The following is a 25,762-nucleotide window of genomic DNA, read 5'->3' on the forward strand; positions in this document are numbered from 1 at the left end:
GTGATCAGGCGGAAGGAACCCTGATCATGATCTCCTGTGTGACGCTCGCAGCCAGGACACCCTGCTGCGTGTAGATGCGTCCAGTGGCGAGGCCGCGACCGCCACGAGCATTCGGCGACTCCTGCACGTACAGCAGCCATTCATCCACGCGTGCCGGACGATGCCACCACATGGCGTGATCGAGGCTGGCCACCTTCAGACCCGGCGTCGCCCATGGCACTCCATGAGCACGCAGGATCGACTCCTGGATGCTCATGTCACTGAGATACGCGAGCGCGGCCCTGTGCAGCCTCGGATCCTCCGGCATAGGCGCACGCATCCGCATCCAGACAGCCTGCTGAGCCTTGCGTTCGCCGTCAGCCACGACGTACAACGGGGATTCGACGTGACGCATGTCGACCGGGCGCTCCGTCAGCATCCGCAGGGCCTGCGGGTGAACCCCTTCCACGCGCTCTTCATCAGTCGGAATGTCGTCCGGTGCGGGGATGCCGTCCGGCATCGGCTGCGCATGCTCGACTCCGGGCGCGTCGTCCTGGAACGAGGCGATCATCGAGAAGATCGGAACGCCGTTCTGGTACGCCTGCGAACGCCTGGTGGAGAACGATCGGCCGTCATGGATTCGATCGACCGCGATGGTGAGTCCCTGAGACGAGTCGCCAGGGCGGAGGAAGTACCCGTGCATCGAATGCACCGCACGATCCTCCGGCATCGTCCGCTCGGCCGCGATGAGGCTCTGACCGAGCACCTGACCGCCGTAGATGCGTCCCGTCGGCATGCTGTGCGAACGTCCGGTGAAGATGTCTTCCTCGGTACGTGCCTGAGTCTCGTCGAGATCCAGCACTCCCAGCAGATTGTCGACGGATGCCTGAGCCTGTGCAGCTGCGCTCATGACGCTCCTCCCTGCGACCATGCAGTCGCCTCGTTGGTAGTTTAGAACGCGTGCCCCCACGCCTCGTTCTCTCCGACTCCGATACCGCTCGAGACGTTCTCACGTTCCTCGGTCGGGCCATGCAGGTCTCTGATGACGGCATCCGACTGCAGGGCAGTAACGGGGTTCTGGCGTTGACGGCATCTGCGCTGGCACCGAAGGGCCTGTTCGATCAGACTCCGACGATCCTCGCGATGCGGATCGTGCACGCCGACCCCGAACTGGAATGCGACATCGTCGTGGATGAGCTCACCAGGGATCAGGACGAGCGGATGCTGACGCTGCCGGAGACCGGTCGTTCGCCCGCGTGGGCTGGTGTGGCGCCGCCGCGTGGAGGATGGGAGTCGGCCGGCGAACTCGCCGCTGCGACGATCGCGAAGCGCGCGCAGTGGGGGATATCCGCGGTCGCCCGCGGAGCGACGCCCGGTGCCGGCGAAGAAGCCGTTCGATCTCTCAGGGCAGCGATCTGGGGTGAGCCTGATGACGATCTCGGGGGTCTCGTGCGCGGCGTCGCCTTCGCTGCGCATGCCTTCGGATTCATCTCGGGTGAGGAGAGCGTGCCGGTGACGACGTCGGGTCGTTGGACGCGAGTCGCCTTCCGTCGCGGCCATGTACTCGCCCGCGGCCCGATGGCAACCGGCCTGACGGCCGTGCGCAGCACGGGGGCACAGGCCTAGACCGACCTCGCGGCCGCACGCCCAGCCTGCCGCCCGGAGAACAGGCAGCCGCCGAGGAACGTGCCCTCCAGTGCGCGATACCCGTGCACGCCCCCACCGCCGAACCCGCTGGCCTCGCCTGCGGCGTACAGGCCGGGGATGACGGACCCGTCCGCTCCGAGTGCGCGACCGTCAAGATCGGTCTCTATGCCGCCCAGCGACTTGCGGGTGAGCACGTGGAGCTTGACCGCGATCATCGGACCGGCAGACGGATCCTGCAGTCGGTGCGGAGTCGCGGTGCGGATGAGCTTGTCGCCGCGATAGGCGCGCATGGATCGCAGCATCCCGATCTGAGCATCCTTGGTGAAGTCGTTCCCGATCTCCCGGTCGCGTGCGGTCAACTCACGCCGTACAAGGTCCAGATCGAGCACATCGTCGTCGTCGGCCTGCTTCATCTGGTCCAGCAGCGAGTCGAGATCGTTCTCGACGATGAAGTCCTCGCCTTCATCGAGGAACGCCTGCACCGGACCAGTAGGTCCCTTCGCGAGCCGCGACTTCAGCAGCAGAGCGACGTCCTTGCCTGTGAGATCGGGGTTCTGCTCGCTGCCGGACAGCGCGAACTCCTTCTCGACGATCTGGCGCGACGTGACGAACCAGGAGTGGTCGTGTCCGGTGGTGCGCAGGTACTGGAGCGTGCCGAGTGTGTCGAACCCGGGGAAGAGCGGCACCGGGAGGCGCTTGCCGGTCGCATCGAGCCAAAGCGAGGACGGCCCTGGGAGGATCCGAATGCCGTGTGCCGGCCACACAGGGTCCCAGTTCTTGATCCCCTCCACGTAGTGCCACATGCGATCGCCGTTGATCAGATGCGCTCCAGCGGCCGCAGAGACCGCGTGCATGGAGCCGTCGACGTACGCGGGTACACCGGAGAGCATGTGCGCCGGCGGCGTGCCCAGGCGTCCCGGCCAGGCTGCACGGACCAGGTCGTGATTGCCGCCGATACCACCGGAGGACACGATCGTGGACGCGGCCGTGATCTCGAAGTCGCCGGCGATCTCGCGAGACGACGTCGCACCGCGCGCGGTCTGCTCGTCGATGAGCAGATCGCCCCTCGCCCCGACGACCGCGCGGTCGGCGACGATGAGCTCGGTGACGCGATGGCGGGGGAGGATCGTGAGGGTGCCCGCTTTCTCCGCTCGAAGCGCTGCCTCTGCGAACGGCGCGACGATGCCCGGACCTGTGCCCCACGTGATGTGGAATCTCGGCACCGAGTTCCCCGGGCCGATCGCGCCGTAGCCACCGCGCTCCGCCCAGCCGACGACGGGGAAGAATCCGACCCCGCGCTCGCGCAACCAGGCGCGCTTCTCGCCGGCTGCGAACTGCAGGTACGCCTCGGCCCATGCGCGTGGCCAGCGGTCTTCTTCACGGTCGAACCCCGCATTGCCGAACCAGTCCTGGCTCGCGAGCTCCAGCGAGTCCTTGATGCCGAACCGCCGCTGCTCGGGTGAGTCGATCAGAAAGAGTCCGCCGAACGACCACCACGCCTGCCCGCCGATATTCGAGCGCGGCTCCTGATCGATCAGGACCACCCGTTTACCGGCGGCTGTGGCCTCCGCAACTGCGACAAGGCCTGCCAACCCCCATCCGATCACGAGAACGTCGGCGGACAGGGGTGTGGTGGTCATGGGGTCTCCGTTGAATCCTGACTGCTGCTACGGGTTTCGAGTGTCGAACGACCGGCGGGTGCGGGACCGATGCCTGACGGCTCCATGGTGTTCACCATGGCATATGCGGCGCGCTCCAGGTAGTCCCAGAGGGTGGAATCGTGCAGGGGGGACAGCTGCACCTCATCGAGCGAGGTGCGCATGCAGCGCAGCCAGCGATCCCTCGCGTCCGGATCGACATGGAAAGGCATATGACGCATCCGCAGGCGAGGATGTCCCCTCGTCTCGCTGTATGTCGAAGGACCGCCCCAGTACTGGGCGAGGAAGAGCGTGAACCGCTCGGCGGCGGGTCCGAGATCCTCTTCGGGATACATGCGCCGCAGAACAGGATCGAGCGCGACCTCGCGGTAGAAGACGTCGACGATCTTCTCGAACGTGGCGTACCCGCCGACCTCGTCGTAGAAAGTCATGAATCGTCCTCTGGCTTGTCCTTCGGCGCGGGCTTGGTGTCCTTCTTCCGCCAGATGCCGCGCGAGACCGGTGGCACACCCGTCACGGCGTTGGGGCGGGTGGTTGGCGGGTTCGCCCCGCGTACGCGCCGAGCGCCCTCAGGGCCGGTCGGGACGACCGATTCGAGACTGGGGATCGTGAGCCCGAGCTCCTCGATCGCGCCCTTGAGCCGCATGCGCAGTTCGCGCGCGACGTCATCCTTCGCGTTCGCACGGGTCTTCAGCACGACCCGGATCACGAGGGCCTCGCCGCTGATCGATTCGAGTCCCCACACCTCGGGGCGTTCGATGATGCGCGTGCGCCACTTAGGGTCCTTCGAGAGCCCCAGCGCCGCCTCGAGGAGTGCAGCCTCGACCTCTGGCACGACGGCGTCCACCGGCACGCCGAGGTCGATGATCGCGCGAGCCCAGCCCTGCGACATGTTGCCGATGCGCAGCATCTCGCCGTTGCGGACGTACCAGAGCGTGCCGTTGACATCGCGCACCTGTGTGACGCGCACGCTGACATGCTCGACGACGCCGCTCGCGAGTCCGGTGTCGACGACATCGCCGATGCCGATCTGATCCTCGGCCACGATGAACAGGCCGTTCAGCACGTCTTTGACGATGTTCTGGGCGCCGAAGCCGAGACCGGCGCCCAACGCGGCGGTGAGCAGCGTGAGAGAGGCGATCAGGTCCGGAGCGATGACCGCCATGACCATCAGCAGCCCGATGACCACGACGGCCACGTTGATGATGTTCTGCAGGATGCTGCCGAGCGTGCGGGTGCGCTGGATCAGACGCATGTCCGCGAGCGGCGATCGCTCCAGCGCCTGCGTGTCATCGACATTGGCCTTCGATTTCGCACCGTCGACGATGCGGTGCACGACCCTGCGGACGACATAACGGAGGGCGAGTCCGACCAGGAAAGCGACCACGACGATGATCGCGATGGTGATCGCCCTGCCGCCGATGTCCCTGAGGATGGCGAGGAACGATGCCCACACCTCGTTCGCCGAATCCGGCGCCGGGGTCGTCGTATCGAAGGGAAGCATCAGCACCCTCCGATCCTAGCGATCGGGCCTCTGCGGCAGCTGGATGACAGCGTCGCAGAGGCCCGGCCGGATAAGAGTGCGTCAGTTGTGACTCTCGTCATCCTCTGCGTCGCGGGACTGCGCAGCGAGCGCCCGCTCGACATCGGCGAGACCCTCGCTGACCAGGCGTCGCAGAGCTGGCGCGGCGTCGCCGTTCGCCGAGAGCCAGGCCCGGGTCGCATCACGAAGCGCGGCATTCGCGAGCGCCGTCGGGTAGAGACCGACGATGAGGTAGCTGGCGATCTGGTACGTGCGCGATTCCCATACCGGTACGAGCATGTCGAAGTAGTCCGACACGAACTCGCCGAGCACTCCGGTGCTGTTCGGATGTCCGAACCCGAGTGCCGCCGATCGCACGATCGTGTTGGGCAGGGCGTCGTCGTCGATGAGTGAACTCCACGCGACGCGCTTGTCTGCGCTGGTCGGCAGCGCTGCGCGCGCCTGAGCGGCGAACTCGGCTCCCTTCGAGGTGTTGTCCGCGGCCAGGGCGGCGTCGATGGACGCGCTGTCCGTCGCGCCGATCGACGCGAGGCCGACGAGCAGCTGCCAGGAGAGGTCGGTGTCGATCTCGAGGCCGGGAAGAGTCTCCTCACCCGAGCGCAGACGACCGACGATCCCCGCGTGCTCGGTGTTCACGAGCGCGTTCGCGAAGGCGGTGACGAACTGCAGCTGGCTGTCGCTTCCGGCCTCAGCGCCGTGTGCGAGATCCCACAGGCCGTCGGCGATCTTCTGGCGCGCAGCATCCCGCTCGGAGGGGGCGACGTACAGCGTCGCGGCGGTGCGCAACTGCGCGAGCGTGGTGCGCACCGTGGTCGACTCGGATTCCTTGCCGATGTTGCGCAGCACGAGTTCGATGTAGTCGGATGCTGCGCTCTCGGCGTCGCGAGTCTGATCCCAGGCGGCGCCCCAGACGAGCGAGCGCGCGAGCGGATCGGCGATCGCGCCCAGATGATCGATCGCGGTGGACAGCGAGCGCTCGTCGAGCCGGATCTTCGCGTAAGCGAGGTCGTTGTCGTTGAGCAGCACGAGGTCCGGACGCTTCCTGCCCTGCAGTTCCGGCACCTCGGTGCGGTCGCCGTCCACGTCGATCTCCGCATAGTGCGTACGGGTGAGAGCGCCGTCGACCAGGTCGTAGAAGCCGATGCCGAGGCGGTGCGGACGGATCGTCGGGTAGTCGGCCGGTGCCGTCTGAGTGACGGCGAATCGTGTGATGATGCCGTCGGAGTCCTCTGCGATCACGGGGGAGAGCGTGTTCACACCGGCGGTCTCGAGCCACTTCTTCGACCAGGTGCTGAGGTCCCTGCCACTGGTGGCTTCGAGCTCTGTGAGAAGGTCGGTGACCTCGGTGTTGCCCCACGCGTGCTTCTGGAAGTACTGTCCGACACCCGCGAAGAACGCATCGATGCCGACCCAGGCCGCGAGCTGCTTGAGCACCGATCCGCCCTTGGCGTACGTGATGCCGTCGAAGTTGACCTGCACGTCCTCGAGATCATTGATCTCGGCGACGATCGGGTGCGTGGAGGGCAACTGGTCCTGACGGTACGCCCAGGTCTTCTCCATGGCGTTGAATGTGGTCCAGGCCTCTGTCCACTCCGTGGCCTCGGCCGTGGCGATGGTCGACGCCCACTCCGCGAACGATTCGTTCAGCCACAGGTCGTTCCACCACTTCATGGTGACGAGGTCGCCGAACCACATGTGCGCGAGCTCGTGCAGGATCGTGACGACCCGACGCTCCTTGACGGCATCCGTCACCTTGCTCCGGAAGACGTAGGTCTCGGTGAACGTGACAGCGCCCGCGTTCTCCATCGCGCCCGCGTTGAATTCCGGCACGAACAGCTGGTCGTACTTCGCGAACGGATACGGAACGCCGAACTTCTCCTCGTAGTAGGCGAAGCCCTCACGAGTCTTGTCGAAGATGTAGTCGGCGTCGAGGTGCTGCCAGAGGCTCTTTCGCCCGTAGACACCGAGAGGGATGACATCGCCCGATGCGCTGGTCAGCTCCGAGAACGTGGACTCGTACGGTCCTGCGATGAGCGCCGTGATGTACGAGGAGATGCGAGGTGTGGGCTCGAAGCCCCAGGTCGCGGTCTCGTTCTCGTCGTGTTTGATCGGCTCAGGCGTGGGGGAGTTGGAGATGACCTTCCACGCGTCGGGAGCCGTGATCGTGAACTGGAACGTCGCCTTCAGGTCGGGCTGCTCGAACACGGCGAACACGCGGCGGGAATCGGGCACCTCGAACTGCGAGTAGAGGTACACCTCGCCGTCGACCGGGTCGACGAAGCGGTGCAGTCCTTCACCCGTGTTCGTGTACAGGCAGTCGGCATCCACCACGAGGACGTTCTCCTCCTGCAGACCGGACAGCGCGATGCGGGAGTCATCGAAGACCTCGTCCGGATCGAGTTGTTCACCGTTGAGCGAGATCTCCCGCACATCGCGGGCGATCAGGTCGATGAAGGTGAAACTGCCCGGAGTCGCCCGGAAGTGCACGACGCTGCGGGATCCGAAGACCTCTGCGCCCTTCGTCAGATCGAGCGAGATCCCGTAGGACTGGGTATCGATGAGAGCGCGACGCTCCTGCGCTTCGATTCGGGTGAGGTTCTCTCCAGGCACAGCTGATTCTCCCAGGGGTTCGGGTCGGCACCGAGATCCGACGCGGCTGGCGCCGACGGCAACCATGACAGCCTACGCCAGGACCCGGGCGTTGTCGGTGCGCAGTGGTGGAAAGATGGAAGTGTGAGTGCACCCGTTCCGAACGCCGTTCCCTTCGCATCCGCCGCTGCGGCAGGCGGGCCCGAGTTCGTCGAGACGCCGGTGGCGTACGACGCTCTGGTGCTCGCCAGCTTCGGAGGGCCGGAAGGGCAGGACGACGTGATCCCCTTCCTCCGCAATGTGACGAGCGGCCGCGGAATACCGGACGACCGGCTCGAGGAGGTGGCGCATCACTATCGCCATTTCGGCGGCATCAGCCCGATCAACGCGCACAACCGCGCGCTCAAGGACGCGCTCGAGGCGGAGATCGCCGTACGCGGCCTCGATCTGCCGGTGTACTGGGGTAACCGCAACTGGGAACCGTATCTCGACGACGCCTTCACCGCCGCTGCCGATGACGGGCACTCGACCCTGCTGGTGCTCGCGACGAGCGCCTACAGTTCGTACTCCAGCGACCGCCAGTACCGGGAGGACATCGCACGCGCGATCACGGATGCGGGCCTGGAGGATCGGGTCACCGCTGACAAGGTGCGTCTCTATTTCGATCACCCCGGTTTCGTGCAGCCGTTCCAGGAGGGGGTGGATGCCGCGGTCGCGGCGTTCCTGGAGCAGGGGATCGCGGCATCGGATATCCACGTGCTGTTCTCCACCCACTCGATTCCGACGGCAGACGCCGAGCGATCAGGACCGCGAGATGTGGACTGGGGCGAGGGTGGGGCATATGTCGCGCAGCATCGAGCGGTCGCCACGCACATCATCCAGGAGCTGGCCTCGGTCACCGGTGGTGCCACCGTGCCGTGGCAGCTGGTGTTCCAGTCGCGCTCGGGCCCGCCGACGCAGCCGTGGCTCGAGCCGGACATCAACGATGCGATCGCCGAGCTGCCCGCCGCCGGAGCGAAGGCCGTCGTGATCGTGCCGCTCGGATTCGTCAGCGACCACATGGAGGTCATGTGGGATCTGGACACCGAAGCCATCGAGTCCGCTGCTGAGGTCGGTCTGCTGGCGACGCGCACCCAGACCCCGGGGGTGCATCCAGCGTTCGTCGCCGGTCTGGTCGATCTGGTGGTCGAACGGATCGAGGGTACGCCCGCATCCGAGCGCCCACATCTGACCGATCTCGGACCCTGGTACGACGTGTCGCGTGCGGGCGACTGCGAGAACGTCCGACTGGGTTTCCAGCCCGCTGCCGCCGGGCTGGTGCCCTGAAGAGGGTCGGCGCTCTGACGCTTCTAGGATGGTGAGCATGCGCATCCACATCGCCACCGACCACGCGGGACTGGAATTCTCCACGAAGCTGCAGGAGCACCTTCGAAACGCGAGCCACGAGGTCATCGACCACGGCCCGATCGAGTACGACGCCGTCGATGACTATCCCGCCTTCTGCATCCGTGCGGCTCAGGCTGTCGTCGCGGATCAGGTCGCCGGCGTCGAAGCGCTGGGAGTCGTGTTCGGCGGCTCCGGGAACGGCGAGCAGATCGCAGCGAACAAGGTGCAGGGCATCCGGGCTGCGCTGGTGTGGAATCTCTCCACGGCCGAGCTCGCCCGCGAGCACAACGATGCCAACGTGATCTCGATCGGCGCGCGACAGCACACCTTCGAAGAAGTGACCTCATTCATCGACCGCTTCATCTCGACGCCGTTCTCGGACGAGGAACGCCACGTTCGCCGCATCGCACAGATCGCCGATTTCGAGCACGACGGGTCGTTGTCGCCCGACCCTCGCGAGCTGCCGGACCCGCGGGCCTGACATGCCAGAGGGTCACTCCGTCCACAGGATCGCTCGTCAGTTCGAGCGCAACTTCATCGGCAAGCGGCTCCATGCATCGAGCCCGCAGGGCAGATTCGCGGAGGGAGCGGCGATGCTGGACGGTCGCGACGCCGTGAGCGTCAAGGCCGTCGGCAAGCAGATGTTCCTCGAGACCGAGGGCGATCTCTGGCTACGAGTGCATCTCGGTCTTTACGGCGCGTGGGACTTCGCTGGCGAGATCCTTATCGATCCGACCATCGCGTCCGCGAACGGTCGGATGGGGCAGACCAATCAGCGAGGTACTGATCTGGACAGCCCGATTCTGGATGCTGCAGGCGAGAATTCTCTGGCATCGATCGGGGCGCCGAGGAGGACACGCGTGCATGTGCGCATGTCGGAGCAGACCAAGGGGCTGGCGGATGAGGGCACCGAATGGCCACCGCCGATCGTCGGTCAAGTACGACTGCGCCTGATGACCGACATCACGGCGGCCGACCTCCGCGGGCCGACGGCGTGCGTGCTGCAGACCCCGGACGAGATGCTCGCCACCATCGCCAAGCTCGGCCCCGACCCGCTTGTCGGCGACCCCGTCGCGAACGAGGAGCGCTTCGTCCTCGCTGTGCGCAAGAAGTCGACTCCCATCGCCCTGCTGCTCATGGATCAGTCCGTCGTCAGCGGGATCGGCAACGTGTATCGAGCGGAGATGCTCTATCGGGCGCGTCTGAATCCGCACACGCCGGGGCGCGACGTGCCCGAGGAGATCGTGCGGCAGCTCTGGCACGACTGGGTGCGGCTGTTGGCCATCGGCGTCGAAACAGGGCAGATGATGACCATGGATGACCTGTCTCCGACGGACTACCGAGCAGCGATGGCGAGTCGGGATGACCGGCACTGGGTGTACCACCGGGCCGGCCTCCCATGCCGCGTCTGCGGCACCGAGATCGCGCTCGAAGAAATCGGCGCGCGCAAGCTCTACTGGTGTCCGAGGTGCCAGGCCTGACTAGTGTGGTCCTTCAAAAGAAGGACACCTAGACGGGAGCAACGATGGACCTTGCAGGCTTGCAGAGCGCGCTAGAGACCTTCAGCGGGTGGATCTGGGGGCCGTGGTTCCTCATACCGCTCCTGCTCGGCACCGGGCTTTATCTCACCATCCGGCTGGGCGGGCTGCAGTTCATCCGGCTCGGCTCTGCTCTGAGGCTGGGCCTCCTCACCCGGAAGGACCCGGGCTCGGACGGTGACATCTCGCAGTTCCAGGCGCTGACGACGGCCTTAGCGGCCACAGTCGGGACGGGGAACATCGTGGGGGTCGCGACCGCCATCGGGATCGGCGGCCCTGGTGCGCTGTTCTGGATGTGGGTGACGGGTCTGCTCGGCATGGCTTCGAAGTACTCGGAGGCGTTCCTCGGTGTGCGCTTCCGCACGACAGACTCCGCCGGGGAGAAGAACGGCGGTCCGCAGCAGTATCTCGAGCGGGGCATCCGGGGGCCGGTGGGAAAGGTGCTCGGCCTGTCGTTCTCGATCTTCGCGGTGATCGCCTGCTTCGGGATCGGCAACATGACCCAGGGCAACTCGATCGCACAGAACCTGGACTCGAGCTTCAGCGTGCCGACGTGGGTGACCGGACTCGTGCTGACCGCGTTCGCGCTGATCGTCCTCGTCGGCGGCATCAAGTCGATCGGTCGCGTGACAGCAGGACTCGTGCCGATCATGATCGTCTTCTACGTGCTGGGCGCGATCTACATCCTGATCGCCAATGTCGGCGAGCTTCCCGCCGCGTTCGCGCAGATCTTCACCGAAGCGTTCACGGGTACCAGCGCCGTCGGCGGCTTCGCCGGTTCGGCGATCATCATCGCGGTGCAGTTCGGCGTCGCGCGCGGCATCTTCTCCAACGAATCGGGCATGGGCTCAGCGGCCATCGCGGCAGCGGCTGCGCAGACGAGTCACCCGGTTCGCCAGGGACTCGTGTCGATGACACAGACCTTCATCGACACGATCATCGTCGTCAGCTGCACGGGCCTCGTGATCATCGCCACCGGCACCTGGAACCAGATCGATCCTGAGACAGGCGAGCAGATCAGTCCGGCACTGATGACGGGTGAGGCCTTCTCGCACGGGCTGCCTGGCGACTGGGGCCACATCATCGTGACTCTCGGCCTGGTGATGTTCGCGGGCTCCACGATCCTCGGCTGGTCGTACTACGGCGAGCGCAACGTGGAGCGACTGTTCGGACGGCGGGCGGTGATGCCGTTCCGCATCATCTTCTCGCTGGTCGTGTTCATCGGCTGCACCGTGCAGCTCGGCGTCGTGTGGGCGTTCTCGGACGCGATGAACGGGTTGATGGCCTTCCCGAACCTGATCGGGCTGTTGGTGCTCTCCGGGCTCGTGGCGCGCGAGACCCGGCAGTACCTGAAGCATGATCCGAAGCTGCGTGCGAACCGGGAGGAGATCGACGCGTTCATGGCAGGAACTCCGGGGTGGGAGGAATGGAAGACCGAAGGCGCGAATGCGGCCACGTCGCCCGGACGGACGGGCTGAGCCGGCCATAGGCTGGGCACATGCGTCAGAATCCCAGTTTCACGCTTGCCGATGTCGCCGAGATGAGGCGTGTGATCGCGCAGAATCCGTGGGCGACGATCGTCAGCGACGGCCCCGAGGGACAGGTCGCTTCGCACTACGTGATGATGCTCGATGAGAGCCGTGACGACCTCACCATAGTGGGGCACGTCGGACGCCCTGACGACCTGATCCATGGCATGGGCGAGCGAGAGCTGCTGGTGGTGTTCCAAGGTCCGCACGGTTATGTGTCGCCGGGCTGGTACGGCCCGGACACTCCGGCCGTGCCGACCTGGAATTACGTCGCGGTGCACCTCTCCGGCGTGCCTGAAGTTCTCAGCGACAACGAGAACCTGCGTGTACTGGACCGGCTCGTCGAGCGATTCGAGGGGCGGATGCCGGATCCGAGGCTCATGTGGGAACGGCCCAACGACGAAGCGTTCGTACGCAGACTCGCTGCAGGGACGGTCGGTTTCCGCTTGACGCCGACCAGGGTGGTCGCCAAGCGGAAGCTGAGTCAGAACAAGGACGCCGCGACGGTCGAACGCGTCATCGCCGAGCTGCAGGGCGACGGCGCATACGCGAACCCCTCGCTGGCAGCCGAGATGCGCAGGGCGCAGGATGCTCGACCGGGGCGCACTGCATGACAGAGGTCGGTACGCGCATCGCGGTGATCCGGGGCGCACGGATCGCGGGCCCAGGGCGTGAGTTCCTCATGGACGATGAACCGGTCGACATCCACGTGGACGCCGGACGGATCGTCGACATCGCACCAGCCGGCTCACTGGCTGCCGGCGGGCAGATTCTCGAGGCCGACGGCGCGTGGGTCGTTCCAGGGCTGTGGGACAGCCATGTCCACACGGTGCAATGGGCTCTGGCATCTGAACGTGAACAGCTCGGCGATTCGGTGTCTGCGCTCGATGCGGCCAGGAGAATGTCCACCATCGCGCCACTGTCGGACGGTCGCCGCGTGGGCACGGGCTTCCGCGACGCCCTCTGGGCTGACTCGCCGTCGCTGGATGTGCTCGATGAGGCGACGGGCGCGGTGCCGACGTACCTGATCAACGCCGACGTGCACAGCGTCTGGGTGAACTCCGCGGCGTTGACACGCGAAGGATTCTCCAGCCCGGATGGGATGCTGCGCGAAGAGGATGCGTTCGAGATATCGAAGCGCGTGAACGCGGTCGAGCCGGATCACGGCGACCGCGCGGTACGGGCGGCTGGAACGGCGGCCGCATCCAAGGGAGTGACTGGAATCGTCGACTTCGACATGGCGTGGAACGCGGATGCCTGGACCCGCCGCGCCGGCGGCGGATTCGGGACGCAGCGCGTGGAGTTCGCGGTGTATCCCGCAGACCTCACCCGCGCCATCGCGGAGGGGCTGCGCACCGGAGAGCTACTGCCCCGAACCGACGGCCTCATTCGTATCGGACCGCTCAAGATCATCACGGACGGCTCGCTCGGCACGCGCACCGCGGCATGCTCGCACGCCTACCCCGGCGATGACGGCGATTTCGGGGTGATGAACATCCCACCGAGCGACCTGATCGAACTTCTCACGACTGCGGTCGGATCTGGATTGAACGTCGCCGTCCACGCGATCGGCGATCGCGCCGTGTCGTCCGCGTTGGACGCGGTGACGGTGACCGGCGCATCCGGAACGATCGAACACGCGCAGCTGGTCAGGCACGCCGATCTCGCTCGTCTCGCCCGTCTCGGCCTTGTTGCCAGCGTGCAGCCCCAGCATGCGCTCGATGATCGGGACCTGGTGGACGGATACTGGGCGGCGCAGACGGCGGTGGGCTACCCGATGGCATCGTTGTTGCGCGCGGGCGCCGAGTTGAGGTTGGGCTCTGATGCGCCCGTGGCGCCACTGGATCCGTGGTGTGCGATCGCTGCGGCAGTGGAGCGCACGGACGATGAGCGCGAGGCGTGGCACCCGGAGGAGCGGCTGAGCGTCGACGAGGCACTCAGTGCGAGCGTCCGCAGCGCCGTTCGCCCCGGTGAGCCTGCAGACCTGGTGGTGTGCGGGGCGGATCCGCATGCAACGGGAGCGGACCTGCGTCGGATGCCGATACTGGCAACGCTGCTCGGCGGACGCGTGACGCATCTCGGATGATCGGCGCCGGTACGCGTGCGCTCGGCGTTGCGCATGAGCGCAGGATCGGCACGCTACCGTTGTAGCCGTGAACTCCACAGCGCAGACTCCGCCGGCCACCCGGTCACAGCTTCGCCGCGACCGCTCACCGGAGCATGCGGCATCATCCCGGTTCATCCCGCACGTCCAGGGGCTCAGGGCGATCGCCGTCCTCTTCGTCGTGCTGTACCACTTCTGGCCGGGACGTCTCAGTGGCGGATACGTCGGTGTCGACATCTTCTTCGTCATCTCCGGCTTCCTGATCACCTCGCACCTTGCGCGCGAGCTCACTTCGACCGGAACGGTCAAGCTCGGGCAGTTCTGGGCGAGGCGAGCCCGCCGCCTGCTGCCTGCATCGCTGCTCGTGCTGCTGTTCTGCGCTGTCGTCGCCGCGATTCCGTTCCTCACCCCGACCTCGGCCCTCCCGGCAGAGGTCAAGGAGATCATCGCCTCCACGTTCTACGTGGAGAACTGGTACCTGGTGTTCAACTCCGCGGACTACCTGGCCCACGCCGGAGATCCGACGACAGTGCAGCACTACTGGTCGCTCTCGCTCGAAGAGCAGTTCTACGTGCTCTGGCCGCTCATCATGCTGCTGGCCGCGTGGATCTCGGTCAAGTGGTTCCGCGGCGTCCGGCTGCGCGCGGCGGCCGTCGCGATCGGCGCGGTGTCGATCGCCTCGTTCGTCTTCTGCGTGGTCTACACGATGACGGACCCTGCGCCGGCGTACTTCATCACGATGGGCAGGATGTGGCAGTTCGGTGTGGGAGCGATCATCGCGCTCGTGCCGGTCCTGCGCGTACGCAACGCCGTTCTGAGCTTCGTGCTCGGGTGGGCGGGAATCATCGCCCTGGTGTACACCGCATTCCGCTTCGACGGGCAGACCCCGTTCCCCGGGTACACGGCGCTGTTGCCGACGCTCGGCGCTGCGGCGATCATCGCGGCCTCGAACACCGACCGTTGGTGGTATCCGACGCGGTTGCTGTCCGTGCCTCCTATGCGCTTCACCGGCGACATCTCGTACAGCCTGTATCTCTGGCACTGGCCACTGATCATCATCGCGCCCTCCGTGCCGTTCTGGGGCCTCACGATCTATCATCGCGTCGCACTGCTGATCATCTGCTTCGTTCTCGCATGGCTCACAAAGCGATTCGTCGAGGACCCTGCGCGCTCGTGGAAGCCACTGACGTCGCGTCCGCCCAAGGTCACTTTGTGGTCGGCACTTGCCGCGATGGTGCTCGTCGGTGCGGTCGCCGTCGGAGGCTGGGCGGTCAACGCTCCGGCCTATCAGCAGGGCGTGCAGGCGATCGAGGACGTGCGCGAGAATCCGCCGGCATGCTTCGGTGCGGCATCCGTGCTGGATGAGGCGTGCGCAGACACCGAACTCGACACGATCCTGCCTGCTCCCGGTTTCGCAGGCGTGGACCGACCAACGGACGAGCAGTGCTTCATCCAGTTGAACGACTCGCGGCCCGTGTCCTGCGAGTTCGGATCCGACGATCCCGAAGCACCCCAGGTCGCGCTGGTCGGAGACAGCCATGCGTACCAGCTGCTTCCCACCTTCCAGAGCATCGCAGAGCGAGAGGGCTGGCACCTCACGACGTTCTTCAAGGGTGCGTGCCCGTGGAACGCGACACCGCTGGCGACAGGAGGCTCCTTCGGCGCCGCCTGTTCCGACTGGCGCACAGGCGTCGACGCGCAGCTCGCTGATCGCGAGTTCGACGCTGTGTTCACATCGGCGATCTCGAACACCCCCTATTCGTCGGCGGGGTTCGACTCCGCCCACGACGCTGCCGTCGCCGGATATCAGGAGGCGTGGTCGACCATGACCGAGCGCGGCATCCCGGTCATCACCGTGGTCGACAACCCGGTGTTCGAAACCGATCCGAACAAATGCCTGCGCACTCGTGATCAGGCGGAGTGCTCGGGTGCTCGTGCAGATGTGCTGCTCGAAGACGATCCGCTCCGCGATGCGGCCGAAGGAGTGGAGGGCGTGACGCTGCTCGACTTCACCGACGTGTTCTGCGACGAGGACACCTGCAAGACGGTCATCGGCGGTGCCAACGTGTATCGCGATCAGGACCACCTGACCGTGACCTTCGTCGACACCCTGGCGCCGCAGTACACGCAGGCGCTGAAGGATGCGATGGCGGCTGCGGGCTGAGCCGGTCGCGTCCTCGACAGGAAACGCAGAAGGGCACCGGACGGATCCGGTGCCCTTCTGCGTTCGAGGTGATTCCTACTCGGCGACGTGCGCGACGAGGAACCAGCGGTCCTTCTCGAGGCCGCGCATGATCTCGATAGCGACGTCCTGGCTCGTGAGGTCGATCTCATCGAGGCCGTCGATCGCGGCCTTGGTGTCGACGAGGATCGCATCGATGTCGGCGACGATGTGACGGATCAGATCAGCCGACTGCGTGAAGCCCGCCGGAACGGCGGACGAGCCGGCCTTTGCTGCGACCGCGCTGAGGCGTGCGTCGATCGGCAGTCCGAGAGCGACGATGCGCTCCGCTGCGGTGTCAGCGAACGCGCCCGCATTCGCGACGACGGAGTCGAGCAGCTCGTGGACGCCGATGAAGTTGGCGCCGCGCACGTGCCAGTGGGCCTGCTTGCCGTTGATGGTCAGGGCCTGAAGCCCGAGAACCACAGGGGACAGGAACTGTGCCGCTGCGGCGGCGACCGTCGGGTCACTGGCGGTGGTGGAGATGGTCTGTGCCTTGCTCATGTTTCTTCCTCCAGAACGGCGATTTCGAACCTGATGCAGACAACGCTACTCAGCCAGAAACATTCCGCAAGCAAGCTGAGGCTCGGCTTATCGTGCCCGAAAGCCGCGGAATCACGCGGAAGTGAGGATAGTCTCGCCTCATGAGCATCTCGTCGTCTGCATCCGTCCTCGCCCTCCAGAACAAGATTCCGCGGATCGCTGACGATGCCTTCATCGCCGACGGCGCACGAATCGTCGGTGCGGTCACCATCGAGCCCGGCGCGAGCGTCTGGTACAACGCGGTGCTGCGCGCGGACTCGGCCGAGATCACGGTCGGTACGGGCAGTAATGTGCAGGACAACGTCTCAGTGCACGTCGACAGCGGACATCCCGTCGTCATCGGTGAGAACGTGTCGATCGGGCACAACGCGGTCGTCCACGGCTGCACGATCGGAGACGGGTCGCTGATCGGCATGGGATCGGTGGTCCTCAGCGGCGCGGTGATCGGCAAGGGCTGCCTGATCGCCGGTGGGGCGGTCATCCTCGGCGGCACGGAGATCCCGGATGGGTCGCTCGTGGCCGGGGTCCCTGCGAAGGTGCGTCGCGAACTCAGCGAGGACGAACGTTCGGGGCTCATCGCGAACGCCGAGATCTACCACTCGCATCTGGAGACGCACCGGGGCGCCACGGCGCTCTGACACCGAGGAGCACCGCTAGGCTGTTAACCCTGCGGGGCGGTGGCCAAGTTGGTTAAGGCAGCGGGCTCATAACCCGACGATTCGTGGGTTCAAGTCCCACCCGCCCTACTCCCAGGACGACGGCGAGCGTGTGGCGAGGGCACGTGAGCAACGCGTAAATTGGCCCCATGAGTGAGAGCGCCCCGATTTCCGACTCCACACCGCTGTCCGACTGGCTTGCGGAGCTCGCACAGCCGACCGCAGCACCCGGTGGCGGCGCTGCATCGAGCGTGATGCTGGCGACCGCGGCGGCATTGCTGCGCATGGTCGCCGAGTACACCCCCGATGATCCGCAGGCGTCTGGATGCGCCGCGAGGCTCGTCAGCGGGCGAACAGAAGCGCTCGATGTCGCGAAGACCGACGGCCTCAGATCAGCGGATCTCGGGGCTGCGCTCAGCCTGTCTGCTGACGATCCGCAACGCGACGGCCGCGTGCGCGAGGCCGCGATCGCTGCCGCTCGTTCGTCCGCGTCGATCGGCGAAGTGGGTCGCAGTCTGATCCCTGAGCTGGAATTGCTCATTCAGATCTCGAATCCCCATCTCGTGGCAGACCTTGCGGTCGCCGCAACCGCACTGCACGCCGGCATGGCCGGCGCCTCCATCAACCTGCGTGCGAACCTGCAGATGGCGAGCAAGCATGGTGCGCCTCGAGCGGTGCTGACAGGATTACACGCCGAAGTGCGCCGTCTGAGCGTGGATCAGGCTGCCGTCGCGGATATCGCCGAGCAGGTTTCCGCGACCTTCGATCGCTGACGACGCCGTGATCGGTGTCACAGCGGACGCGCGGTGATCGCTTCGTTCCCGAGGTCCTTACGCGCAGTGCGAAGGCACTTCGTGCACAGCAGCTCCACGGTGCGCGGATGGTTCTCACCGCACGTGCAGTCGATCGTCACACGCCACTTGGCGCGGCGACCGCACGGGGCATATGCCTCTTCATCGCCGTGATCGCACTCGCACTCCAGCGGCACATCCTGGTCCCAGCCGAGCGAGATGTCCTCGAACACCTGGTCGAACGGGTCTGCAGCGGTCGGCGCGGCCGGCGCGTCTGTATGAGTCTTGTGTCGCATCACATCACGTTCCCGATGTAGGAGTATTTCACGAACACCTCGGCCGCGATACCCGATTCTTCCAGCACGCCCTGGAGTGCGCTCATCATGTAATTCGAGTCCCAGCCCATGTAGAGGAAGTTCTCTTCGTCCAGGGCGTCCCAGTGGCCCTTCCAGGCCATCTCGTCGTAGATGGGGCCGCCGTGCGACGCGCTGTACGCGATCGCTGACGGGCGAGCATCCGTCCATGCACGGCGGAACACCCGGTTGAAGAGCGCGCGGACGTCCTTCACCTCCCAATGCTCGCCCCGGTACTCGACGTAGTCGAACTCCCGGTCCCACCCCGCCGGCCAACCGCGCCGGCGTACCGCGTCCAGGACGGGGGTGAGTGCGTCGTCGTCGATCTCCGGCAGCGCAGGGCGAGCCCAGATGCGCATCAGTTCCGCGGTCAGGCGAACCGTGCGCTGCGAGATGGCGGCCGTACCCCACGACGGGGTCTCCACGAGCGCACGCGTCTCCGCGACGGCGCTGCGGGCGTACGCTTCCGTCCGTTTGTCTTCGTACGACGCGCCGAAGACCCGCTCGGTGAGCGACTGCTCCAGCAACGTCAGATTGCCGAGTGTCGGCGCGAGGGCCCTGTGGCTGTTGCGCTCGTCCTCCGAATAGTCGATCCACGGCCGAGTGCCGTCGCCGGACCACGCGTCGCTGGGCACGAGGGGGACGATGTGCTCGACATCGAAGTCCGCGATGTCATCGACCTGTTCGATGCGTCCGAGCACATACGCCGCATGGGGGAGCTCTGCGTACTTCAGCACCGCGCTGACTCGTTCGTCCGACGGTGTGATGCGCGCGAACGCCCTCATCAGCGCGTCGCGGCCTTCAGCGCGTGCGCGGCACAAGCGGGCGATCAGCCGCTCGGCCGGCAGCCCGACGAGTGCGCGGCGCAGATAGAGCGTCTGTATCCATTCGAGCGTCTCGATCAATTCCTCGCGTGCGATGAGGCCGCGAGAATGGTCGCTGTATGCGCTCATCGCGAGGGGATAGGCCGCTCGTCCGAACGTGTTCACGTACTCGAGTTGCCGGCGGATCTCTGCGTCCTCTTCCGCTGACGGGTCGAGCAGCAGTCCGTAGATCTCGGCGTAGTGGCGCCAGACGTCTGCGTCCGCCTGCAGGTGCTCCACGTCGACGCGGGGGAACGAATGCCGGAACGCGCTGTAGACGCCGTGCTCGCCGTTCGCGGCGATCTCCCGCCCCGTGGTCATGACCAGGTAATGGCGCCAGAACGCGCCGATGGTCTCACCTGTGTGGCGCTCGATCGGCAGCCAGTAGCGCTCCTCGACGTCGAGCTGCTCAGAATGGGTGAGACCCATCAGGATGTAGTTGTGGATGAGCTCGTGGTCACGCAGCGGCTCGCCCGTGGAGTTCAGGCTCTCGAAGATCTGCTGGGCATTCGCCGCGGGCCCCAGAGTGATCGAGACGTGTTCGATCCTCTGCAACCCGCGCCAGATGAGCGGTGCCTCATCCGCGTGCACCTGGCTGCGGAAGAATGCGTAGTTGTCGTCGAATCGCGATTCACGGTCGGCGTCATCGCGTCGATCGAGCACGACCGATTCATAGAGCTCCGCCCACGCGTGATGGGGTCGCAGCTTGGTGCGGGAGTGGTCATCAGCGCGAACGAGCACACGCTCGAGTTCAGCGGCCATGGCGGGGTCGGAATCGCGAACAGCGTGGTGCAGAGCGGCGACGAGAAGCATGAGAGTGGTGATGCGCTGCTGACCGTCGATGAGGATCAGATCGATCTCGGAAGCATCCTGCGCGGAGAGGATGGAGCCGATGAAGTGGCGGTGCGTCTCGCCCTCGCGGGCGACGGCGCGGATGTCGGAGAGCAGACGCTCGCATCCGCCGATGTCCCAGCGGTACTGGCGCTGATACACCGGCACGACGATCGTCGTGTCCGGAGCAGAGAGCCACTCGATCGTGTTGACGGCGGTCGCTTCGACATTCGTGGCGGTTGCCATGTTCTTCGCTGTTGCTCCTCACGGCGGCGAAATCCCACGCTCCGCCGTCAAAGAGTCTAGCCGCCGTCGATTCAGCGTCGGCGGGCCACGCTGGCGCCGCAGAACCCACTGTTAGGCTTGCCTTATCAGGGCCTGTTAAAACGTGCTGGCCCCCGATGAAAGGACATGACCTGAATCATGGGATACATCAAATCCGCTGCACTCGAGGAAAAGGGCTTCGTCGTTCTCGACAGCTACAACCAGGATCTCGATCCGAAGGAGTGGCTGGACATCGAGTACAACGACTGGAAGTCCTCGGGCGACACCCGCTTCGCTCCGCTCGCGAGCGCGTTCGGTGACATCGAGTGCAACGGCTTCTGGAACCACAAGCCGCCGCGCACGGACAAGGACGGCGTGTGGATCGATTCGCAGGTCGCCAAGGCTCCGAACCTCACGCGTCGCGCGCAGGAGCCGGGAGCCAACGTCGGTCGCTGCCGCGTGATCGAGTTGCAGCCGACGCCGTACGGCGACTGCCTGTACAACCTTCACCAGGACGACAACAACCGTCTGAACCCTGACGGCACCGGCTGGGTGGTGCGCGGGTTCTTCAACCTCACCGATGACAAGGACAGCTTCTTCGTCCTGCGCGAGAACCGCACGGACCCGGCGGGTGAGGTGCGGATCTCGCTCCCGGCCGGCGCGCAGCTCATCATCGACACGCAGCGTCTGTGGCACGCCGCGACCCACGTCGGCTCCGAGCCCCGCTACAACCTCATCACGTCGTGGACGTCAGGCCCGGAGCTCGACGCCTACATCGAGAAGTACCACGGCACGGACCAGGTCGAGAACCACCCCGTCCCGCAGGACGTGTTGGAGGCCGGCTACGCAGAGCAGGCACGTAAGGACGCTGCTCGCGCTGCCTACTACGCGGCCAAGGGGCAGCAGGTCAAGCAGGCGATGAGCGAGGCGTGACGCTCGTACATCGCTGACAACGGAAGCCCCGGTCGACAGGCCGGGGCTTCCGCCATAATGACACGCTTGTGATTTCGCTGAGTCTGGGCGATAATCAGCGTATAACCGCATATTCTCGCCACACTTCGTTGGCCCAGGTCGTTGGGGAAGACGCACCTGAAGAAACGGAGAGATCATGGCGACGGCTTACGCACGCGGAGTGGTGTACATCCATTCCGCACCTCGCGCGCTTTGCCCGCACCTGGAATGGGCGGTCGGACGCGCTATCGGTCGTGCAGTGAACTTCGAGTGGGCTGAACAGCCTGTGCTCGAAGGATCTCGCCGTGCCGAGTTCTACTGGGACGGCCCTGTCGGTACCGGCGCTGCTCTCGCGACCGCGATCCGCGGCTGGGAGCACCTCCGCTTCGAGGTGACAGAGGATCCGACGCCGCGCAGCGACGGCGGTCGTTGGCTGCACACTCCCGACCTCGGCATCCACTATGCGCAGACCGATGCCGCCGGGAACATCGTCATCGGCGAGGATCGGATCCGCTACGCCATGGAGATCGCTGCCGGAAGCGCTGTCGAACTGCAGCGTGAACTCGACGTCGCTCTGGGCTCGGCCTGGGATGAAGAGCTCGAGGCGTTCCGGCACGCCAGCGACGATGCCACCGTCGTGTGGCTTCACAAGGTCGGTTAGCGGCGGCGAAGGACCTGGAGTGCGGGAGGCCGAGTACCGGATGCCGGTGGTTCAACCTGGTCGCTGAGAAACGTATCCTCGCTCCATTTGACGAGACCCTCCTCTGATCGCAGAGGAGGGTTTCGTCGTCCAGAGCCGGTTCGTGTCATGCAAAAAGGTGATGTCAGATCACTGCGGAGTGCGCCGACTGGACAGTGCGGGTGGACGCACCGTCGCGCACGTCGTCCCATGCGAGCCGTAGTCGCTTCATCGCGTCGGCCGTGCGCTGCTGCGGGTGGGTGATGGGGATGCGGATGTAGCGCTCGAGCACCCCACCGGTGGAGAACCGCGGACCGGGTGGTGCGACCAACTGTCGATCGCGAGCTGCGAGGGAAAGGCGCGTCGAGTTCGGAGCGCCGAGGTCGATCCAGGCGGACAGGCCGCCAGGCGTGTGCGGCATCTGCAGGCCGCCGATCATCTCGAGGCCGTCGGCGACAGCCGCGCGCCCGGCATGCAGGCGGGAGCGCACATGAGCGGTGAGCGCCGGCATCTCCTCGAGGAGCTCGACCGCGATGCACTGCTCGAGCAGAGCGGTGCCGAGCTCGAACGACGGTCGCGCGGCGAGCAGCCGTGCCACGAGTGAGCGCCCTGCTCTGATCCATCCCAGCCGTAGCCCGCCCCATGCGATCTTGGACATCGAGCCGATGGTGATGACCTCGGGGCTGAAGGCGGCCATCGGTCGCGGCGACCACCCTCGATCGATATCGAGTTCGGTGGTCGTCTCATCGATGATCAGATGCGTGTTCGAGTTGCGCGCGGTGGTGGCGACTCGAGTGCGCTCCGCATCCGTCATGGTCGCACCCGTCGGGTTGTGGAAGTCGGGGATCAGGTAGGCGACGTGCGGGCGACTGCTCAGCATCAGATCGGTCAGGTGACGTACATCCCATCCGCCGACTGCGACAGGCGTCGGCATCGGTCGGTAGCCGTTTCGTTGCAGAGCATCGAGGGCGTGAGGAAAGGTCGGCTGTTCGACGACAGCGCGCTCACCACGTCGACCGATCGTCGCGAGGATGAGGTTGAGCGCGCTCATCGCGCCAGAGGTGATGATGATCTCATCGGCGACGGTCGCGACCCCGCGCTGAGTGAAGCGCTCGGCGACCGCATCGCGCAACTCGGGAAGACCTCGCAGCGAATATCCGCTCGTGCTGCGCAGCGCAGCAAGGCGAGGGAGTGAGCGCACCGTTGCGTCATAGAGCCCCGGCGTCGAGTCCATCGACGCTATCGAGAAGTCGATCGCGGAATCGTCTGCTGAGTCTCGCGGGAGGTGCCCGGCATGGGGGAGGGCGACGCGGGTGCTGCCACCATGCAGACGTGCGACGTAACCGTCGTGCTCCAGCAGGTTGTACATCCGAGTCATGGTGGAACGCGACCGACGCAGCTCCAGCGCGAGCGCACGTTCGCTTGGCAGACGCTCTCCGACTGTCAGACGGCCGTCGAGGATCAGTGCGCGGATCTGTCCGGCGAGCAGCGCGGCAGTGCATCCGGCCACATTCTTCGCGCCGAGCTGTTCAACCAGTCGAGAGGTCATTCGTCCAGCATGCCGCAAAGTGGACTCAGATATTCAGGCCACTTTTCGGAGAGTGGCCTCGATCTCCCTCTTCGGGCGGCCCCCACGATGGAATCATGCAGCTCCGCTCTGTTCTCCTCCCTCTCCCGGCCACGAGCCGACGCGACCTCATCGAGCGTCTCGTCCAGTTGCTCGTCGGGCTCGTCCTCTACGGCGTCGCGCTCGGCCTGATGGTGCGTGGTGGCATCGGGGTCTCTCCCTGGGACATGCTCGCGGTCGGTGTGTCAGGGCGTTCGGGTCTCGGATACGGGACGGTCACCAACCTCGTCGCCGTCGCCGTCCTGCTGCTCTGGATTCCGCTCCGGCAGCGTGTCGGTATCGGCACGCTGCTGAACGCACTGCTGGTCGGGCCCAGTGCTGATGCGACGCTCGCTCTGATCCCTGCGCCACCCTCGATCTGGGTCGGTGCGCCGATGTTCGTCGTCGGACTTGTTCTGCTGTCGTTCGCCACCGGCCTGTACATCGCGGCGAACTTCGGTCCCGGCCCGCGCGACGGCCTGATGACGGGTCTCGTGCGAGTCACAGGCTGGAAGGTGTGGATGGTCCGCACGCTGATCGAAGGCAGCGTGCTCGTGATCGGGTTCCTGCTGGGAGGTCCGCTCGGGGTGGGCACAGTGCTCTTCGCACTGGGGGTCGGCCCGCTCATCGGATGGTTCCTGCCGCGCATCACTCGAAGACGTGAGGAGCGCTCGCGCCGACTCGCCGATGTCGCGCGCTGACTCCGCAGCGCCAGCTCAGACTCGTCGTGTCGGGGTCGCAGTCTCCGCCTCATCCGACGTCTGAACGGCGGAAACTGCGCCCCGAACCGCGCTCAGTCTTCGTACGACGCGAACGCTGCGACGGCGTTGTGCCCGCCGAAGCCGAACGAGTTGCTGATCGCCAGCTGCGGTCCGTCGCCCAGGGGCTGTGCGTCGCCGGAGACGAGCAACGGGATCTCCGGGTCCTGCGTGGTGAGGTTGATGGTCGGAGGAGCGACGCGGTTCTGGATGGCGAGGATCGTGAAGATCGCCTCGAGTGCGCCGGTGCCGCCGAGCAGGTGGCCGGTGGATGCCTTGGTCGCCGACACCGGGATATCGTGCACACGGTCGCCGATGACACTCTTCAACGCGGCGTACTCGTTGGGATCTCCCACCGGGGTCGACGTCGCGTGCGCGTTGACGTGGGTGATCTCATCCGGTGTACGGCCGGCGGCTTCCAGCGCGAGCGTGACCGCACGCGCCGCACCCTCTGGCGCGTTGGCGGTGATGTGATAGGCGTCTGCCGTGACGCCGCCGCCGACGAGCTCGGCATAGATCTTGGCGCCACGAGCTTTGGCGTGCTCCTCGGTCTCGAGGATGAGCACAGCCGCTCCTTCGCCCATGACGAAGCCGTCGCGATCCTCCGAGTACGGGCGGGAGGCCGTGGCAGGGTCGTCGTTGCGACGCGACAGCGCCTGCATCGATGCGAACGACGCGATCGTGATCGGGTGGATGGCCGACTCGGTGCCGCCGGCGATGACGACATCCGCGAGCCCCGACTGCAGGTGCTCGTAGGCGTTCACGAGAGACTCTGTGCTCGACGCGCAGGCAGAGGCGACGGTTCGAGCGAAGGCCCGTGCGGTGAAGTGGAGGGAGAGGTTGCCGGCCGCCGAGTTCGGCATGAGCATCGGCACCGTCATCGGCATGACGCGGCGCGGACCCTTCTCGCGGAGGGTGTCCCAGGCGTCCAGCAGTGTCCACACGCCTCCGATGCCGGTGGCGAAATCGACGCCGAGGCGCTCAGGATCGACATCCGGAGAGCCGGCGTCCTCCCATGCCTCCATGGCAGCGATCAGGGCGAACTGGGAGGAAGGATCCAGACGTTTGGCGACCGGCCGAGCGAGAACCTCTTCAGGACGCACGATCGCTTCTGCGGCGAACGTGACCGGAAGCTCGAGTTCGGCGACCCACTCGTGTTCGAGGGTGCGTCCTCCGGACATGCCGGCCAGCAGGTTGGTCCAGTTCTCCGGAGCCGTGCCGCCGATGGCGGAGGTGGCACCGATACCGGTGACGACGATGCGCTTGGTCATTG

23 protein-coding genes and 1 tRNA gene are annotated in these 25,762 nt (G+C 65.9%); 14 read left to right on the plus strand and 10 right to left on the minus strand.

The window, feature by feature from the left end:
- Positions 1–4: 4 nt before the first annotated feature.
- A complete protein-coding gene (locus tag ACP7AR_RS03645; protein ID WP_426182881.1) occupies positions 5–889 on the minus strand; it encodes an acyl-CoA thioesterase in 885 nt (294 codons plus the stop codon).
- A 50-nt stretch (positions 890–939) separates the two neighbouring features.
- On the opposite strand from ACP7AR_RS03645, the gene ACP7AR_RS03650 reads away from it, so the two are divergent.
- Positions 940–1,605 carry a hypothetical protein gene (locus ACP7AR_RS03650; protein ID WP_426182883.1) on the plus strand — a complete coding sequence of 222 codons (666 nt, stop codon included), beginning with the start codon at positions 940–942 and terminating at the stop codon, positions 1,603–1,605.
- Here ACP7AR_RS03650 and ACP7AR_RS03655 read toward each other — a convergent pair.
- From ACP7AR_RS03655 to pepN, 4 genes are all read right to left on the minus strand, one after another.
- Positions 1,602–3,266, minus strand: coding sequence for an FAD-binding dehydrogenase (locus tag ACP7AR_RS03655; RefSeq protein ID WP_426182886.1), 1,665 nt, complete (start codon positions 3,264–3,266; stop codon positions 1,602–1,604). The genes ACP7AR_RS03650 and ACP7AR_RS03655 overlap by 4 nt on opposite strands.
- Complete coding sequence (locus ACP7AR_RS03660; RefSeq protein WP_426182889.1) at positions 3,263–3,715, minus strand: globin; 453 nt, start codon at positions 3,713–3,715, stop codon at positions 3,263–3,265. The genes ACP7AR_RS03655 and ACP7AR_RS03660 overlap by 4 nt, the downstream gene beginning before the upstream one ends.
- Entirely contained in the window at positions 3,712–4,788 is a 1,077-nt protein-coding gene (locus ACP7AR_RS03665) for a mechanosensitive ion channel family protein (RefSeq protein WP_426187613.1), read from the minus strand. Before ACP7AR_RS03665 ends, ACP7AR_RS03660 begins: the two co-directional genes overlap by 4 nt.
- Positions 4,789–4,869: 81 nt before the next feature.
- Entirely contained in the window at positions 4,870–7,437 is a 2,568-nt protein-coding gene (pepN, locus tag ACP7AR_RS03670) for an aminopeptidase N (RefSeq protein ID WP_426182892.1), read from the minus strand.
- A 123-nt stretch (positions 7,438–7,560) separates the two neighbouring features.
- Here pepN and ACP7AR_RS03675 point away from each other — a divergent pair, with 123 nt between their 5' ends.
- The 7 genes from ACP7AR_RS03675 to ACP7AR_RS03705 all read left to right on the plus strand — a co-directional run bounded on the left by ACP7AR_RS03675 (position 7,561) and on the right by ACP7AR_RS03705 (position 16,137).
- Positions 7,561–8,742 (plus strand): ferrochelatase, encoded by a 1,182-nt coding sequence (locus ACP7AR_RS03675; RefSeq protein WP_426182895.1) that lies wholly within the window; start codon positions 7,561–7,563, stop codon positions 8,740–8,742.
- A gap of 37 nt (positions 8,743–8,779) precedes the next feature.
- Positions 8,780–9,283 (plus strand): ribose-5-phosphate isomerase, encoded by a 504-nt coding sequence (locus tag ACP7AR_RS03680; protein ID WP_426182898.1) that lies wholly within the window; start codon positions 8,780–8,782, stop codon positions 9,281–9,283.
- Between the two features lies 1 nt (position 9,284).
- The gene (locus ACP7AR_RS03685; RefSeq protein WP_426182901.1) at positions 9,285–10,283 is read left to right on the plus strand and encodes an Fpg/Nei family DNA glycosylase; all 999 of its coding nucleotides are present in this window, start codon (positions 9,285–9,287) and stop codon (positions 10,281–10,283) included.
- Between the two features lie 44 nt (positions 10,284–10,327).
- Complete coding sequence (locus ACP7AR_RS03690) at positions 10,328–11,818, plus strand: amino acid carrier protein (protein WP_426182904.1); 1,491 nt, start codon at positions 10,328–10,330, stop codon at positions 11,816–11,818.
- 20 nt (positions 11,819–11,838) lie between these two features.
- Positions 11,839–12,483, plus strand: a complete 645-nt coding sequence (locus ACP7AR_RS03695; RefSeq protein ID WP_426182907.1) for an FMN-binding negative transcriptional regulator — start codon at positions 11,839–11,841, stop codon at positions 12,481–12,483.
- Positions 12,480–13,955, plus strand: coding sequence for an amidohydrolase (locus tag ACP7AR_RS03700; RefSeq protein WP_426182910.1), 1,476 nt, complete (start codon positions 12,480–12,482; stop codon positions 13,953–13,955). Before ACP7AR_RS03695 ends, ACP7AR_RS03700 begins: the two co-directional genes overlap by 4 nt.
- 67 nt (positions 13,956–14,022) lie before the next feature.
- Positions 14,023–16,137, plus strand: a complete 2,115-nt coding sequence (locus tag ACP7AR_RS03705; RefSeq protein WP_426182913.1) for an acyltransferase family protein — start codon at positions 14,023–14,025, stop codon at positions 16,135–16,137.
- 75 nt (positions 16,138–16,212) lie between these two features.
- Here ACP7AR_RS03705 and ACP7AR_RS03710 read toward each other — a convergent pair whose 3' ends face one another.
- Complete coding sequence (locus ACP7AR_RS03710) at positions 16,213–16,698, minus strand: Dps family protein (protein ID WP_426182915.1); 486 nt, start codon at positions 16,696–16,698, stop codon at positions 16,213–16,215.
- Between the two features lie 140 nt (positions 16,699–16,838).
- On the opposite strand from ACP7AR_RS03710, the gene ACP7AR_RS03715 reads away from it, so the two are divergent.
- From ACP7AR_RS03715 to ACP7AR_RS03725, 3 genes are all read left to right on the plus strand, one after another.
- Positions 16,839–17,375 carry a gamma carbonic anhydrase family protein gene (locus tag ACP7AR_RS03715; protein ID WP_426182918.1) on the plus strand — a complete coding sequence of 179 codons (537 nt, stop codon included), beginning with the start codon at positions 16,839–16,841 and terminating at the stop codon, positions 17,373–17,375.
- Positions 17,376–17,408: 33 nt separating this feature from the next.
- A tRNA-Ile gene (locus ACP7AR_RS03720) sits at positions 17,409–17,483 on the plus strand.
- A gap of 59 nt (positions 17,484–17,542) precedes the next feature.
- Entirely contained in the window at positions 17,543–18,166 is a 624-nt protein-coding gene (locus tag ACP7AR_RS03725) for a cyclodeaminase/cyclohydrolase family protein (RefSeq protein ID WP_426182920.1), read from the plus strand.
- 17 nt (positions 18,167–18,183) lie between these two features.
- Here ACP7AR_RS03725 and ACP7AR_RS03730 read toward each other — a convergent pair whose 3' ends face one another.
- Together ACP7AR_RS03730 and ACP7AR_RS03735 are read right to left on the minus strand one after the other, a co-directional pair.
- On the minus strand, positions 18,184–18,480 hold the full coding sequence (locus ACP7AR_RS03730) for a hypothetical protein (RefSeq protein ID WP_426182922.1): 297 nt from the start codon (positions 18,478–18,480) through the stop codon (positions 18,184–18,186).
- Entirely contained in the window at positions 18,480–20,477 is a 1,998-nt protein-coding gene (locus ACP7AR_RS03735) for a DUF262 domain-containing protein (protein WP_426182924.1), read from the minus strand. Before ACP7AR_RS03735 ends, ACP7AR_RS03730 begins: the two co-directional genes overlap by 1 nt.
- A 177-nt stretch (positions 20,478–20,654) precedes the next feature.
- Between ACP7AR_RS03735 and ACP7AR_RS03740 the strand changes: the two genes are divergently transcribed.
- Positions 20,655–21,428, plus strand: a complete 774-nt coding sequence (locus ACP7AR_RS03740) for a hypothetical protein (protein ID WP_426182927.1) — start codon at positions 20,655–20,657, stop codon at positions 21,426–21,428.
- A gap of 175 nt (positions 21,429–21,603) precedes the next feature.
- Positions 21,604–22,107 carry a DUF3145 domain-containing protein gene (locus tag ACP7AR_RS03745; protein ID WP_426182929.1) on the plus strand — a complete coding sequence of 168 codons (504 nt, stop codon included), beginning with the start codon at positions 21,604–21,606 and terminating at the stop codon, positions 22,105–22,107.
- Between the two features lie 163 nt (positions 22,108–22,270).
- Here the strand turns inward: ACP7AR_RS03745 and ACP7AR_RS03750 are convergent, their stop codons facing one another.
- Positions 22,271–23,674 (minus strand): PLP-dependent aminotransferase family protein, encoded by a 1,404-nt coding sequence (locus ACP7AR_RS03750; protein WP_426182932.1) that lies wholly within the window; start codon positions 23,672–23,674, stop codon positions 22,271–22,273.
- Between the two features lie 95 nt (positions 23,675–23,769).
- Here ACP7AR_RS03750 and ACP7AR_RS03755 point away from each other — a divergent pair, with 95 nt between their 5' ends.
- Positions 23,770–24,432, plus strand: a complete 663-nt coding sequence (locus ACP7AR_RS03755; protein ID WP_426182934.1) for a YczE/YyaS/YitT family protein — start codon at positions 23,770–23,772, stop codon at positions 24,430–24,432.
- Positions 24,433–24,524: 92 nt separating this feature from the next.
- On the opposite strand, the gene ACP7AR_RS03760 is transcribed toward ACP7AR_RS03755, so the two are convergent.
- Complete coding sequence (locus ACP7AR_RS03760; RefSeq protein WP_426182937.1) at positions 24,525–25,760, minus strand: beta-ketoacyl-[acyl-carrier-protein] synthase family protein; 1,236 nt, start codon at positions 25,758–25,760, stop codon at positions 24,525–24,527.
- Positions 25,761–25,762 lie beyond the last annotated feature (2 nt).

Origin of the sequence: Microbacterium sp. TWP3-1-2b2, from assembly GCF_049896145.1 — a bacterium.
Classification (GTDB): Bacteria; Actinomycetota; Actinomycetes; order Actinomycetales; family Microbacteriaceae; genus Microbacterium.

Coding starts and splice junctions, on each gene's coding strand:
- ACP7AR_RS03645 (WP_426182881.1), bottom strand. CDS start 889: ATGAGCGCAGCTGCACAGGCTCAGGCATCCGTCGACAATCTGCTGGGA.
- ACP7AR_RS03655 (WP_426182886.1), bottom strand. CDS start 3,266: ATGACCACCACACCCCTGTCCGCCGACGTTCTCGTGATCGGATGGGGG.
- ACP7AR_RS03660 (WP_426182889.1), bottom strand. CDS start 3,715: ATGACTTTCTACGACGAGGTCGGCGGGTACGCCACGTTCGAGAAGATC.
- ACP7AR_RS03665 (WP_426187613.1), bottom strand. CDS start 4,788: ATGCTTCCCTTCGATACGACGACCCCGGCGCCGGATTCGGCGAACGAG.
- ACP7AR_RS03680 (WP_426182898.1), top strand. CDS start 8,780: ATGCGCATCCACATCGCCACCGACCACGCGGGACTGGAATTCTCCACG.
- ACP7AR_RS03685 (WP_426182901.1), top strand. CDS start 9,285: ATGCCAGAGGGTCACTCCGTCCACAGGATCGCTCGTCAGTTCGAGCGC.
- ACP7AR_RS03690 (WP_426182904.1), top strand. CDS start 10,328: ATGGACCTTGCAGGCTTGCAGAGCGCGCTAGAGACCTTCAGCGGGTGG.
- ACP7AR_RS03695 (WP_426182907.1), top strand. CDS start 11,839: ATGCGTCAGAATCCCAGTTTCACGCTTGCCGATGTCGCCGAGATGAGG.
- ACP7AR_RS03700 (WP_426182910.1), top strand. CDS start 12,480: ATGACAGAGGTCGGTACGCGCATCGCGGTGATCCGGGGCGCACGGATC.
- ACP7AR_RS03710 (WP_426182915.1), bottom strand. CDS start 16,698: ATGAGCAAGGCACAGACCATCTCCACCACCGCCAGTGACCCGACGGTC.
- ACP7AR_RS03715 (WP_426182918.1), top strand. CDS start 16,839: ATGAGCATCTCGTCGTCTGCATCCGTCCTCGCCCTCCAGAACAAGATT.
- ACP7AR_RS03725 (WP_426182920.1), top strand. CDS start 17,543: ATGAGTGAGAGCGCCCCGATTTCCGACTCCACACCGCTGTCCGACTGG.
- ACP7AR_RS03730 (WP_426182922.1), bottom strand. CDS start 18,480: ATGCGACACAAGACTCATACAGACGCGCCGGCCGCGCCGACCGCTGCA.
- ACP7AR_RS03735 (WP_426182924.1), bottom strand. CDS start 20,477: ATGGCAACCGCCACGAATGTCGAAGCGACCGCCGTCAACACGATCGAG.
- ACP7AR_RS03740 (WP_426182927.1), top strand. CDS start 20,655: ATGGGATACATCAAATCCGCTGCACTCGAGGAAAAGGGCTTCGTCGTT.
- ACP7AR_RS03745 (WP_426182929.1), top strand. CDS start 21,604: ATGGCGACGGCTTACGCACGCGGAGTGGTGTACATCCATTCCGCACCT.
- ACP7AR_RS03750 (WP_426182932.1), bottom strand. CDS start 23,674: ATGACCTCTCGACTGGTTGAACAGCTCGGCGCGAAGAATGTGGCCGGA.
- ACP7AR_RS03755 (WP_426182934.1), top strand. CDS start 23,770: ATGCAGCTCCGCTCTGTTCTCCTCCCTCTCCCGGCCACGAGCCGACGC.
- ACP7AR_RS03760 (WP_426182937.1), bottom strand. CDS start 25,760: ATGACCAAGCGCATCGTCGTCACCGGTATCGGTGCCACCTCCGCCATC.